The organism is Ruegeria sp. (assembly GCF_965199275.1).
Classification (GTDB): domain Bacteria; phylum Pseudomonadota; class Alphaproteobacteria; order Rhodobacterales; family Rhodobacteraceae; genus Ruegeria.
Genome location: NZ_CBDAQX010000008.1, coordinates 169,431 through 181,488 on the forward strand (window position 1 = coordinate 169,431; position 12,058 = coordinate 181,488).

At 57.1% G+C, this 12,058-nt stretch carries 11 protein-coding genes and 1 tRNA gene; 7 read left to right on the plus strand and 5 right to left on the minus strand.

Annotation, left to right across the window (positions count from 1 at the left end):
- Positions 1 to 398 precede the first annotated feature (398 nt).
- Positions 399 to 4,013 (minus strand): vitamin B12-dependent ribonucleotide reductase, encoded by a 3,615-nt coding sequence (locus tag ACOERD_RS03055; protein ID WP_419738014.1) that lies wholly within the window; start codon positions 4,011 to 4,013, stop codon positions 399 to 401.
- A 507-nt stretch (positions 4,014 to 4,520) separates the two neighbouring features.
- Between ACOERD_RS03055 and ACOERD_RS03060 the strand changes: the two genes are divergently transcribed.
- The 4 genes from ACOERD_RS03060 (at position 4,521) to ACOERD_RS03075 (ending at position 7,501) form a co-directional block, all read left to right on the plus strand.
- Positions 4,521 to 4,760, plus strand: coding sequence for a hypothetical protein (locus ACOERD_RS03060; protein ID WP_419738015.1), 240 nt, complete (start codon positions 4,521 to 4,523; stop codon positions 4,758 to 4,760).
- Positions 4,761 to 4,819: 59 nt separating this feature from the next.
- Entirely contained in the window at positions 4,820 to 6,328 is a 1,509-nt protein-coding gene (gene istA, locus ACOERD_RS03065) for an IS21 family transposase (RefSeq protein WP_419737605.1), read from the plus strand.
- Positions 6,315 to 7,046 carry an IS21-like element helper ATPase IstB gene (gene istB, locus ACOERD_RS03070; protein ID WP_419737606.1) on the plus strand — a complete coding sequence of 244 codons (732 nt, stop codon included), beginning with the start codon at positions 6,315 to 6,317 and terminating at the stop codon, positions 7,044 to 7,046. The genes istA and istB overlap by 14 nt, the downstream gene beginning before the upstream one ends.
- A gap of 182 nt (positions 7,047 to 7,228) precedes the next feature.
- Positions 7,229 to 7,501 carry a hypothetical protein gene (locus tag ACOERD_RS03075; protein ID WP_419738016.1) on the plus strand — a complete coding sequence of 91 codons (273 nt, stop codon included), beginning with the start codon at positions 7,229 to 7,231 and terminating at the stop codon, positions 7,499 to 7,501.
- 9 nt (positions 7,502 to 7,510) lie between these two features.
- Here the strand turns inward: ACOERD_RS03075 and ACOERD_RS03080 are convergent.
- From ACOERD_RS03080 to pdxH, 4 genes are all read right to left on the minus strand, one after another.
- A tRNA-Pro gene (locus ACOERD_RS03080) sits at positions 7,511 to 7,587 on the minus strand.
- Positions 7,588 to 7,631: 44 nt separating this feature from the next.
- Complete coding sequence (locus ACOERD_RS03085; protein WP_419738017.1) at positions 7,632 to 8,099, minus strand: DUF192 domain-containing protein; 468 nt, start codon at positions 8,097 to 8,099, stop codon at positions 7,632 to 7,634.
- Positions 8,100 to 8,103: 4 nt separating this feature from the next.
- Positions 8,104 to 8,631, minus strand: coding sequence for a cold-shock protein (locus ACOERD_RS03090; RefSeq protein WP_419738018.1), 528 nt, complete (start codon positions 8,629 to 8,631; stop codon positions 8,104 to 8,106).
- Between the two features lie 121 nt (positions 8,632 to 8,752).
- Positions 8,753 to 9,358 carry a pyridoxamine 5'-phosphate oxidase gene (pdxH, locus tag ACOERD_RS03095; protein ID WP_170373802.1) on the minus strand — a complete coding sequence of 202 codons (606 nt, stop codon included), beginning with the start codon at positions 9,356 to 9,358 and terminating at the stop codon, positions 8,753 to 8,755.
- Positions 9,359 to 9,494: 136 nt separating this feature from the next.
- On the opposite strand from pdxH, the gene fabI reads away from it, so the two are divergent.
- Genes fabI through ACOERD_RS03110 form a run of 3 tightly spaced genes read left to right on the plus strand, consistent with a single transcriptional unit; the run spans position 9,495 to position 12,050 of the window.
- Positions 9,495 to 10,301: an enoyl-ACP reductase FabI gene (gene fabI, locus ACOERD_RS03100; protein WP_170373803.1), complete on the plus strand. Its 807-nt coding sequence runs from the start codon at positions 9,495 to 9,497 to the stop codon at positions 10,299 to 10,301.
- A gap of 6 nt (positions 10,302 to 10,307) precedes the next feature.
- Entirely contained in the window at positions 10,308 to 10,817 is a 510-nt protein-coding gene (gene gpt, locus ACOERD_RS03105) for a xanthine phosphoribosyltransferase (protein ID WP_170373804.1), read from the plus strand.
- 57 nt (positions 10,818 to 10,874) lie between these two features.
- A complete protein-coding gene (locus ACOERD_RS03110) occupies positions 10,875 to 12,050 on the plus strand; it encodes an aminotransferase (RefSeq protein ID WP_419738019.1) in 1,176 nt (391 codons plus the stop codon).
- The last annotated feature ends 8 nt before the right edge of the window (positions 12,051 to 12,058 follow it).

Sequence of the window (12,058 nt, forward strand, 5' to 3'; positions counted from 1 at the left end):
GCGACTTGTTGCCGGGCAAAAATCCCCCATCGCGCCTCGGCAGAACTTGCCCGACGGTTTTGAGGTGATCTGGCAAAACTCAGCTTAGCAGCCGGTCGTTGGACAAAAAGAAAGGGGGCCGAAGCCCCCTGTCAGTTTCGCCTTCCAGGCTCATTTCGTTGACCGCCCGGTATTTTTTTGCCTGCGGCCTGGACTGCGCATGGGGCGAGCGCACCCGCCCCGTGAAAGAGTGGGAGGGAGCAATATTCCGCCCCACCCTGTTCCCGGCCAACACGGGCATGTCGGCCGAGTGGAACATGGCTTTGATGGTAAGTCTCAGCGCCATGCTCCGTATTCGTCGGGGCCGGTACATAACGCAGCGACCGACCCCTGCACCCCGGGTTGCCAGGGTGCTAAACTCAGCTACACCCGCTTGTCGCGCCGCAGGTGTTGCACTTCATGCAGGTGCCGTTGCGCACCAGCGTGTAGTTTCCGCATTCGCCGCAAGGGTCCCCTTCATAGCCCTGCATTTTGGCTTTGGTCCGTGCGTCCATGCCGGTCGCCACGGCCGTTTCTGCCGACGCTTCAAACGCGGCTGCCGGTTCGGACATTCCGTTGAGCTCGGCTTGCGGATTGAACATCGCCAGATCCTGCGGCAAGCGTTTCCGCAGATAGCCTGTCGAACTGATTTGCTTCAACACTTCCAAGGACTTGGACGCTGCAGTGTCACTGATCTCAGAAACGTTCGAAACGCCCTCTTCCTCACCGCGACCCAGATCATCGAAGCTCGCGCCTTCGGGTTTCACATGGGCCAAGTCGGTGCGATCCAGATAGGACACGGCCAGTTCGCGGAAAATGTAGTCCAGGATCGACGTCGCGTTTTTGATCGAGTCGTTGCCCTGCACCATCCCAGCCGGTTCGAACTTGGTGAAGGTGAAGGCGTCGACGAACTCTTCCAGCGGCACGCCGTATTGCAGGCCGACCGAGACCGCGATGGCAAAGTTGTTCATCATCGCCCGGAAGCCAGCGCCTTCCTTATGCATGTCGATGAAAATCTCGCCCAGCTTGCCGTCTTCGAACTCACCGGTGCGCAGATAGACCTTGTGGCCGCCAACGATCGCCTTTTGGGTATAGCCCTTGCGGCGATGCGGCAGTTTCTCGCGATGGCTGCGGATCATCTCCTTGACTACAACCTTCTCGATGACCTTTTCGGCCAGAACGACAGCTTTTTCCTGCGTCGAGCCGCTCTCCAGAACTTCCGCCGCCTCGTCGTCATCCTCAACCAGCGCTGCGGCCAGAGGCTGCGAAAGCTTCGAGCCGTCACGATAGAGCGCGTTGGCTTTCACACCCAGCGACCACGACAGTTCGTAAGCCTTCTGGCAATCCTCGATGGTCGCATCATTCGGCATGTTGATCGTCTTCGAGATCGCGCCCGAGATGAAGCTTTGGGCAGCAGCCATCATGGTGATGTGGCTATCAACCCCAAGGAAACGCTTGCCTTTCTTGCCGCACGGGTTGGCGCAGTCGAAGATCGAATAATGCTCTTCCTTCAGATGCGGAGCGCCTTCCAGCGTCATGGTTCCGCAGACATGATCGTTGGCTGCGTCGATATCTGCCTTGGTGAAGCCCAGATGGCGCAGCAGATCGAAGGTCGGATCATTCAGCTTGGTGGCCGGGATGCCCAGAACGCCGGTGCAGAAATCCTCACCCAGTGTCCACTGGTTGAAGACGAACCGGATGTCGAAGGCGCTTTCCAGCGCGGCATCCACTTTGGCCAGCTCATTCGGGCCAAATCCATGACCTGTCAGCGAGGTGTGGTTGATCCCCGGCGCGTTGCCGATCGTGCCGTGGCCAACCGCGTAGCCCACGATCTCTTCGATCTGAGACGAGGAATAGCCCAGCTTCTCCAGCGCCGACGGCACCGAGCGGTTGATGATCTTGAAGTAACCGCCGCCCGCGAGCTTCTTGAACTTTACCAGAGCAAAATCCGGCTCGATCCCTGTAGTGTCACAATCCATTACCAGACCGATGGTGCCGGTGGGCGCGATCACGGTGGCCTGCGCGTTGCGATAGCCGTTTTGTTCACCAAGGCTCAGTGCCTCGTCCCATGCCGACATGGCCAGATCGACCAGACGTTTGTCCGGGCAGTTGCTGTGGTCCAGAGGCACCGGCTTTACGGCCAGTTTCTCATATCCATTGGTCACGCCTTGCGCTGCACGGCGGTGGTTGCAAATGACGCGCAGCATGTGGTCCGCGTTGCGCTCATAACCCTTGAACGGACCCAGCTCTCCGGCGATCTCGGCAGAGGTCGCATAGGCCACACCGGTCATGATTGCAGTAAGCGCGCCACAGATCGACCGACCCTCGTCCGAGTCGTAGCTGTAGCCCATGTTCATCAGGAGGCCGCCGATGTTCGCATAGCCCAGACCCAAGGTACGGAAATCATAGGAGAGTTTGGCGATTTCCTTCGACGGGAACTGCGCCATGGTCACAGAGATTTCCAGAGTCAGGGTCCACAGGCGCGCCGCATGCATGTAATCGGCCGCCTGGAACTCACCATCCTTCAGGAAGGTCAGCAGGTTCATGGACGCCAGGTTACAGGCCGTGTCGTCCAGGAACATATATTCCGAACACGGGTTCGAGCCGCGAATCTCACCATCTTCTGGGCATGTGTGCCATTCGTTGACCGTGTCATGGAACTGGATGCCCGGATCAGCGCAAGCCCATGCTGCGTGGCCGACTTTCTCCCACAGATCGCGTGCCTTTACGGTCTTGGCGACCTTGCCGTCGGTGCGGTTGATCAACTCCCAATCGGCGTCTTTCTCAACAGCGGTCAGAAACGCGTTGGTCACGCGGATCGAGTTATTCGAGTTCTGACCCGAGACCGAGCTGTAGGCTTCCGAATCCCAGTCCGTGTCATAGGTGGGGAATTCGATGCTGTCGTGACCCTGCCGCGCATAGTCCAGCACGCGCTTGATGTAAGTCTCGGGGATCGCGACCTTTTTGGCCTCACGCACCGCTTTCTTCAAACTATCATTCTTGTTGGGATCATACGCATCGTCCTGCGCGCCGTCCCAGCTGCGGATGGCCTCGAAAATGCCGTTCAGCATCTTCTCGTGCATCTTCGATCCGGCAACGATCGAGGCCACCTTCTGCTCTTCGATCACCTTCCATTCGATGAATTGCTCGATGTCCGGGTGATCCGCATCGACGATCACCATCTTTGCTGCTCGACGGGTTGTCCCGCCTGATTTGATCGCGCCAGCGGCGCGGTCGCCGATCTTGAGAAAGCCCATGAGGCCTGAGGATTTACCGCCACCCGACAACGCTTCGCCTTCTGCGCGCAGATGGCTGAAATTGGTGCCGGTTCCCGAGCCATATTTGAACAGGCGCGCCTCGCGCACCCACAGATCCATAATGCCGCCTTCGTTCACCAGATCATCATCGACGGACTGGATGAAGCAAGCATGCGGCTGCGGATGCTCGTAAGCGGATTTCGACTTGGTCAGTTTGCCGGTTTTATAGTCGACATAGTGATGTCCCTGTGCCGGGCCGTCGATCCCGTAAGCCCAGTGCAGACCGGTGTTGAACCATTGCGGCGAGTTCGGCGCGGCGCGCTGGGTCGCTAGCATGTAGCGCATTTCGTCAAAATAGGCGCGCGCGTCTTCCTCGGTTGAGAAATAGCCACCCTTCCAGCCCCAATAGGCCCAAGCGCCTGCCAAACGGTCAAACACCTGTTTCGAAGATGTCTCACCTTCGAACTCGGCATCGTCAGTCGGGACCGAGCGCCACAGGAATTCAGGAACATCCTTTTCTTTGACCTTCTTCAGCTTGCTGGGAACGCCAGCCTTGCGGAAGTATTTCTGCGCGATGACATCGCTGGCCACCTGGCTCCAGCTTGAGGGGACTTGGATATTGTCCAGACGAAAGACAATTGTGCCGTCAGGGTTTCGAATCTCGGAGGTTGCCGAGACGAAATCGAGCTCCGCATACGCATCCTGCCCTGATTTGGTAAATTTTCTTTCAATCTTCATGTCCGCCGCCTTTTATTGTCCGTCAACCCTCGCTGCGGCTTGGGAAATGCAAAGCCACCAGCAATGCCGAACCTGACAGACGCAAAGGACCAACCGCTGCCCGTATGAGCGCGATACCGCCGCTGCGGTTGCACAAATGTACTCGTGTGCGTTCCGTCCCTGCCCTGCGTCCTCTCCGGCTTTCATACCAGATGTAGTGGCGTCATATTCGGCCCATACAATCTGGCGTATCTTTGCATATCAGGTCAACGACCTTTTTAAGTCATTTTTGAAATCTTTTGTGTTGACCTGTTTGTCGGGTGCTGGGCGATCTGATTCCTCCACAGAATGATCCACGGCGGGACGGCGCCGATCGCAAAACCGGCCAGATGAAATTGCCTTTTTTACCAGCATGGTTATCCGGGTTTGATCATCCAGTCCTGTGCTGGCTAAGCTGGCAGGGAATCACGTTGTGGCCTTTCGGCCATATCCTCGCGTCAACCCATTGAACAAAGAGCAGGCAAAACGATGAAGTTGCTTCAACTCGCCCCGATAGGCGCCCTGATCGCGGCCTGCACAGCACAAGAATTGCCAACGGCGTCGCGTAGCGCTCAATTCAGCGCCTACCCCGACAGGTTGTTCGAAACCTTCCAGACCAGTTGCGACGGCCCCGGCGAAACCTTCCAGAAAATCGACGCCAATTCTTATGAGTGTAGAAAAGCGTGCAATTTTGACCCCCTAAGCGGGGAAATCGGCGTCCAAATTTGACCCCTCCCTATGGTTGTAGACATCCTTTTCATTGAGCAGTCGATGGAGAGGCAAGCGGGATGATTTGCGTGGAAACTATTAGAAAAGTGCGTCGCTTACACCTGATCGAAAAAAAGAGCATCAAGGAAATTTGCCGTTCGCTCAATTTGAGCCGTGCAACGGTTCGAAAGATAATCCGATCGGGAGTGACGGAGTTCAAATATGAGCGCAAATCGCAGCCATACCCGGTGCTCGGGCCTTGGCGCGCGCGTCTGGATGAAACGCTTGAGGAGAACGAGGCGCTTCCGAAGAAACACCGCAAGCGGATGACCAAAATCTGGAAGGAACTCTCCGATGATGGTTTTGGCGGCGGGTATGACAGTGTTCGACGCTACACAAAGAATTGGCGCATTGCGCACGGCCGACAACAGGCGCAGGCGTTCATCCCGCTGATCTTTGATCCTGGGGAGGCGTACCAGTTCGACTGGAGTGTGGAGACGGTTTTGATGGACGGTGCACTCACGACCGTGAAGGTTGCCCATTTCAAACTTTGCCATAGCCGCATGCCATTCTCCATTGCCTATCCGCGCGAGACGCAGGAGATGGTCTTTGATGCCCACGACGAGGCCTTCAAATTCTTTGGTGGAGGCTGCATCAACGGGATCTACGATAACATGACGACCGCCGTCGATGCGATCCTGTCGGGCAAGGAAAGAAAGTTCAACAAGGCATTCTCCCGGATGTGTTCTCATCATCTGGTGAACCCGATCGCCTGTACGCGCGCGGCCGGTTGGGAGAAGGGTCAGGTTGAGAATCTGGTCAAGGAGAGCCGCGCCTATAGTTTTACACCGCGTCTGGAGGTGGCCGACTTCGATGAATTGAATGCCCGGCTGCAAAAAGACGCGATCAAACGCGCAAAAGAACTGCGGCATCCGGAAAACCTGGAGGTGACGGTCTGGGAGGAGTTCCAGCAGGAAAAGCCGCTGCTGACGCATCTGCAGAAGCCCTTCGTCGGGTTCCGTGAAAAGACGGTCGCCGTGAGCCGAACCTGCCTGATCAACTTCGAAAGAAACAAATACAGCGTTGAGGCAAGAGCTGTTGGACGTCAGGTCCAGTTGCAGGTCTACGCCACGCGGATTGTCCTGCGCCAAGACGGTGAGATTGTCGGAGAGCACGAACGGTGCTTCGGCCGAGGAAAAACGATCTTCAACCCTTGGCACTATGTGCCCGTCCTCAAGCGCAAGCCTGGCGCTCTGCGCAATGGAGCACCGTTCCGTGACTGGGACCTACCACCGGCAATGACGCAGATCTGGACCCATCTGCGGGGCACATCCGACGGAGACCGGCAACTTGCCGATATTCTTTTCGCTGCTTACCAGCACGACATTGATGTGGTCGAGGCTGCCTGCGAAGAAGCTCTAAAATCTGGCCTGCGCAAGGCCGATGCGATCCTGAACATTGTCTCTCGGCGCACCAATCCCCCGCCGCCAAAGGCGATTGAGCCGCCTGCCCACCTGCAGCTGAAAATGGCACCGATCGCGGATTGCGCTCGCTATGACAGGCTTGGAGGCTCCCATGCAACTGCGTAAGGAAATTCTCGAACTTGCCCGTCAACTGAAGTTGCCAGGCATCGTCAACTGCTTTGACGAAGTGATGCAGGCCGCAGCCAAAAACAACTGGCGGCCCCAACAGGTCGTGGCCGAACTCCTCACGGCCGAACTGGCCGAAAAGACTGCGCGCTCGATCCGGTATCAGATGGGTGCCGCAAAGTTCCCGGTCTGCAAGTCCTTACCTGAGTTCGACTTCACGGTCAGCCCCGTCAACGAGGAAGTCGTGCGCAATCTTCATGACGGCGATTTTATGGACCAGGCCAGGAATGGCGTGCTGGTCGGTGGAACCGGATCGGGCAAAACGCATCTCGCAACAGCGATCGGGGGCCACGCGGTCAATAACCGCCGGCGGGTCAGGTTCTTCAGCGCTGTGGATCTCGCGAACAAGCTGGAGGCTGAACATCGCGAAGGCAACGCCGGGCGGCTCAGCGAGCAGCTGATCCGCGTCGACCTCGTGATTATAGACGAACTCGGTTATCTGCCGTTCGCAGAGTCTGGTGGACGATTACTCTTCCATCTCATCAGCAAACTGTACGAGCGAACGTCTATTCTGCTAACAACCAACCTCGCATTTGCTGAATGGCCGAGTGTGTTCACAGATGCCAAAATGACCACTGCTCTCCTGGATCGACTGACACACCATTGCGATATCATCGAAACCGGGAACGAAAGCTGGCGAATTAACCACCGCGACTAACCTCGAAATCGGGGAATAAATTCAAAACAGACAGCAGGTCAAACCTTCAGTCGAGCTACGCTCTCTTTTCGGTTTGACCTGCTGTCCACCCCCTCCTGAATCAACCTAAACACGACCCCCTCAACGCCCCTCTTAGCTCCAAGGGGGGTCAAATTTGGACGCCGATGGGGGGTCATTATTCAATGCCGATTGACACTTATGAGTGCCGCGAGTTTCTACCACCGGATACCACAGCCTTTTTGATTCTCAGCTATGATGGCTCGCCCGAGGATCTGCCGCAGAGTATCATGCGCATGACCTCAACCAAAACCTCTGGCGGGTACCGCGTGGATGCGCGGCTGTTCTTTCAAGTGCCGCAGAAAAGCGGCGCAACCGTCGAAGTTCCCGTTGAAAGCAAAACGCTGGATAAAGCGCTGAGCGCGCTCTACCAAGCGATGGGTGGTTCACCAACATAAGTGAAGAAGTGGTCGGGGCGGCAGGATTCGAACCTACGACCCCCTGTACCCAAAACAGGTGCGCTACCAGACTGCGCCACGCCCCGAACCGTGCGCCGTTCCTAACGATGCTGATCTGATTTGAAAAGCCCTAACAGGGCCAAATCGCACTCGCTTGTGAAAAAATTTCGTGCCGCATCTGGGTGCCGGGCTGAATGCCGTAACGCGCGGACAAACCGGCGTTGATTTCAAGCACGGCAAAGATGTCGCCGCCCCCTTCAATCGGAGTTAGATCACCGGGAATCGCACCTTCATGCAGGCGGGTCACAACGCCCGAGTGATCGACGAAAATCATGTCCAGAGGAATCAGCGTATTCTTCATCCAGAACGCCACCTGTTGCGGTGGGTCGTAGACGAAGAGCATGCCAGACCGGTTCGGCAAGTGCTCGCGGAACATCAGCCCGCGCGATTTCTCGGGACCGGTCACGGCCAGTTCAACATCAAATCGGACATGAGTCTGATCGTTGCGCAACTCTACCCGGTCAGGACGACATTCTGCGGCCACGCTTTCTGCCAGAAATGTCACGCATACTGCCAGAGAAGCCCAAAACCGCATCATGGTGTTAGTGATCCAGCGCCGCTTCCCAAGCCAAGACCTGAGCCGCCATGCGGCCCCGTTTGCCATCAATCACCCGCATGGCAAGCGCTTCGCCCGGCTGCAGATCGGCAAGACCGGAACGGCGGAGAACCTCGATATGCAAAAACACATCCTCATCCCGGCCGAACACATTGGCGAAACCGAATCCCTTGCCTTTGTCGAACCATTTCACCCGTGCAGCTTCCAACGGCGCGGCCGCAATCGCCGCCGGATCCAGCTCGGCAAAGTCGGCGAACATCATTGAGTCGGCGCGCACCGGAGGATCGACAGCAACAACTTCGACCGCCTGAACACCGCGATCCGTACGATGGGTCATGATCTCGATGCCTGCCCCATCGGCGACCGAGCTCTGCCCGAAATTCCGCAACACGTTCACATGCAACAGAATATCCGGGCCGCCTTCATCAGACACAACGAACCCGTATCCCTTTGCGGGATCGAACCATTTTACGTGTCCACGAACGCGGTACATGTTGTTCAGGTCTTCAGGCACGGTGTTCCCATCGAATGATTTAGTAGTGCGTTAAGGTTTCGATTTTTATGGCAATGGCAGGCAAATACAAGCTGAAAAAAACCTTTGATTTCGGTCTGTTGCATTTCGCGATACGTGAACGTCATGGATTTAACCTCTGCACATCCCAAGCGGAACCCGGATCAGCCCTCCGCCATCTAAACCGATCATGCAGGCGAAATGCGCCGTCGGCCCAGAATTCAATTTCAGTCGGAACCAACCGGTATCCTCCCCAAAATGGAGGGCGTGGCGGATTGGATCCAAGTTTTGCCGTCACCTTGGCAACCTCGGCCATCAGGGCCGTTCGGCTGCTAAGGGGTTGCGACTGCTTAGACGCCCAAGCACCCAGCCGACTTTTCAGCGACCGTGACGCATAATATTCATCCGCCTTGGGCCCGCTTTCCCGACTGACTATACCACGAACACGAATCTGACGCCGCAAAGATTTCCAATGCATGACAAAAGCGGCTTTTTCAGCCTGATCCAACTCAGCCGCCTTGGCACTTTCATAGTTGGTATAGAAAACAAAGGCCTCCGGCTCGATGTCTTTCAAAAGTACCATGCGCGCGTTCGGCATGCCGTCTTTGTCAACGGTCGCCAGCGCAATCGCGTTCGGGTCATTCGGTTCATTCTGTTCGGCCTCACCCAACCACCGCGCCGCTATTTCAAACGGATCGGAGCCAGCAAAAATGCCATCACGCTCGGTCATTTCCATCCCCTGGAAAGTATTTGTCGGAAGCCTAGGGCGATTACCCGCCGCGGGCAAGACCACACGGCCTTGAAGCAGGGCAGTCAATGGCATAAACCCATCGCAACATAACGCGACGACAGGCGGAGAACCAATCATGTCAAATCAGTTGATGGCCGGAAAACGCGGCCTCATCATGGGACTGGCCAATGACAAATCAATCGCATGGGGAATCGCCCGCGCCTTGTCCAACGCCGGGGCCGAGCTGGCCTTTTCTTATCAGGGCGATGCTCTGAAAAAACGTGTCGACCCTCTGGCAGCGCAACTCGGTAGTGAAATCGTGCTGCCATGTGATGTCAGTGACGAGGCGTCGATCGACGCTCTGTTTACTTCACTGGAAGAGAAATGGGGCAAACTGGATTTCGTTGTCCACGCCATTGGTTTCTCGGACAAAAACGAGCTGCGCGGCCGCTATGTCGACACCAGCCGAGCAAACTTCAAACTAACTATGGATGTGTCCGTCTATTCCTTCACCGCCGTGATGCAGCGGGCCGAAAAGATGATGTCCGAGGACAGCAGCGCCATTACTCTGACGTATTACGGCGCCGAGCAGGTAATGCCCCATTATAATGTGATGGGTGTCGCTAAAGCCGCGCTCGAAGCGTCGGTCAAGTATCTCGCCGAAGATCTGGGCAAGGACGGTATCCGCGTTAACTCGATTTCCGCCGGCCCGATCAAAACACTGGCCGCCAGCGGCATCGGAGACTTCCGCTACATCATGAAGTGGAACGAATACAACTCGCCCCTGCGCCGCAACGTGACGATCGACGACGTGGGCAACTCGGCCCTGTATCTGCTGTCCGACCTCAGCAGCGGCGTCACCGGAGAGAATCTGCACGTGGATTCGGGGTATCACATCGTTGGCATGAAAGCCGTCGATGCCCCGGACGTTGAAAAGGGTTAAGACAACATGAGCGCCAAAGACCGCCTGCCCCACGAAAAAGGCTTCCACATCAGTTGGGATCAAATTCACCGCGACTCGCGCGCTCTGGCGTGGCGGCTGGATGGTCAAGGCCCGGATGATGGCGCATGGCGCGCTGTTGTTGCGATCACCCGCGGCGGCATGGCCCCTGCCATGATCGTCAGCCGCGAGTTGGACATCCGCACCGTCGACACAATCAGCGTCCGCTCGTATCACCATCAGGAACAAGGCGAAGCCGAAGTTTTGAAGGCACCAGATGCAAATCTGATGGGCGATGGTGAAGGCGTTCTGATCATCGACGATCTGGTCGATAGCGGCAAAACGCTGGAACTGGTGCGCGCGATGTACCCTAAGGCGCATTTCGCCACCGTCTATGCCAAGCCCAAAGGCCGCCCCATGGTGGACACGTTCATCACCGAAGTCAGCCAGGACACGTGGATCTTCTTCCCCTGGGATATGGCCCTGCAATATGTCGAGCCTTATCGCGGCACCGACTAGCTTCTTCTGTTCAAAAATACCTCGGAGCGCGAGGCAGAGCCTCGCGAAGATTCTGCCATGTCCCAAACACGAACTCGGTCCACCTTCCCGCCACCAGTGATGGAGGCGCGGCGTTGGTTGGACGGAGTCGTGTTTCATGACGGCCAGCCTCTGATCAATGTCAGTCAAGCCGCGCCGGTTGACCCTCCGCCGCTATCCATGCGGGAGGCCATAGCAGAGTTCGCTGTAAACGAAGACAGCGCCCATCTCTACGGACCTGTGCTCGGTAATAACGATCTGCGCACCGAATTGGCCGCGCAAATCAGCAATCACTATGCGGGACAGGTTTCGCCGGATCAGATCGCCATAACGTCGGGTTGCAATCAGGCATTCTCTGCCGTGATTTCGGCACTGACCGACGAAGGGGATGAGGTCATCCTCCCAACCCCATGGTATTTCAACCATAAAATGTGGTTGGACATGGCAGGCGTGCGGGCAATTGACCTGCCCACGGGCGACGATTTGCTCCCCGACCCAGAGGCGGCGCGTGCTTTGGTCACCGAAAAAACCCGCGCCATTTCTCTGGTAACCCCAAACAATCCGGGCGGCGTCGAATACCCGGCTGAACTGGTCAGCGCCTTCTACGATCTCGCGCGTGAGGCAGGCATTCGTCTGCTGGTCGACGAAACCTACCGCGATTTTGACAGCCGCAGTGGCCCTCCGCATGACCTGTTCCAAAGGCCCGGCTGGGATGAGACACTGGTGCATCTCTATTCCTTCTCCAAAGCCTACCGCCTGACCGGACATCGCGTCGGCGCGGTTGCAACCAGTACAAGCCTGCTGGCCGAGGCCGAGAAGTTTCTCGACACCGTCGCCATCTGCCCCGGTCAGATCGGCCAGTTTGCCGCCCTGTGGGGCATGCAGAACCTGTCGCAATGGCTTGCCGGAGAGCGGGACGAAATCCTCGACCGCCGCGCCGCGATTGCTGAGGGCGTGCCTCAGCTTGAGGCCAAAGGGTGGCGCCTGCTGGGTCTTGGTGCCTATTTCGCCTATCTCGAACACCCTTTCGACCTCCCGTCGGACGAGCTGGCGCAAAGACTGGTGCCTGAGGCCGGTATCCTGCTGCTGCCCGGCACCATGTTTATGCCTGATCATGACCCGGCTGGAAAACGTCAGGTGCGCATCGCGTTCGCCAATCTAGACCGCGCCGGGATCGCCCAATTGTTCGACCGGTTGCAGGCTCTGTCCTTCTAAGCTTGCCC

Bases quoted from the DNA above. Each gene is read 5' to 3' on its own strand.
- ACOERD_RS03055 (WP_419738014.1), bottom strand. From the start codon at position 4,013: ATGAAGATTGAAAGAAAATTTACCAAATCAGGGCAGGATGCGTATGCG.
- ACOERD_RS03060 (WP_419738015.1), top strand. From the start codon at position 4,521: ATGAAGTTGCTTCAACTCGCCCCGATAGGCGCCCTGATCGCGGCCTGC.
- istA (WP_419737605.1), top strand. From the start codon at position 4,820: ATGATTTGCGTGGAAACTATTAGAAAAGTGCGTCGCTTACACCTGATC.
- istB (WP_419737606.1), top strand. From the start codon at position 6,315: ATGCAACTGCGTAAGGAAATTCTCGAACTTGCCCGTCAACTGAAGTTG.
- ACOERD_RS03075 (WP_419738016.1), top strand. From the start codon at position 7,229: ATGCCGATTGACACTTATGAGTGCCGCGAGTTTCTACCACCGGATACC.
- ACOERD_RS03085 (WP_419738017.1), bottom strand. From the start codon at position 8,099: ATGATGCGGTTTTGGGCTTCTCTGGCAGTATGCGTGACATTTCTGGCA.
- pdxH (WP_170373802.1), bottom strand. From the start codon at position 9,358: ATGACCGAGCGTGATGGCATTTTTGCTGGCTCCGATCCGTTTGAAATA.
- fabI (WP_170373803.1), top strand. From the start codon at position 9,495: ATGTCAAATCAGTTGATGGCCGGAAAACGCGGCCTCATCATGGGACTG.
- gpt (WP_170373804.1), top strand. From the start codon at position 10,308: ATGAGCGCCAAAGACCGCCTGCCCCACGAAAAAGGCTTCCACATCAGT.
- ACOERD_RS03110 (WP_419738019.1), top strand. From the start codon at position 10,875: ATGTCCCAAACACGAACTCGGTCCACCTTCCCGCCACCAGTGATGGAG.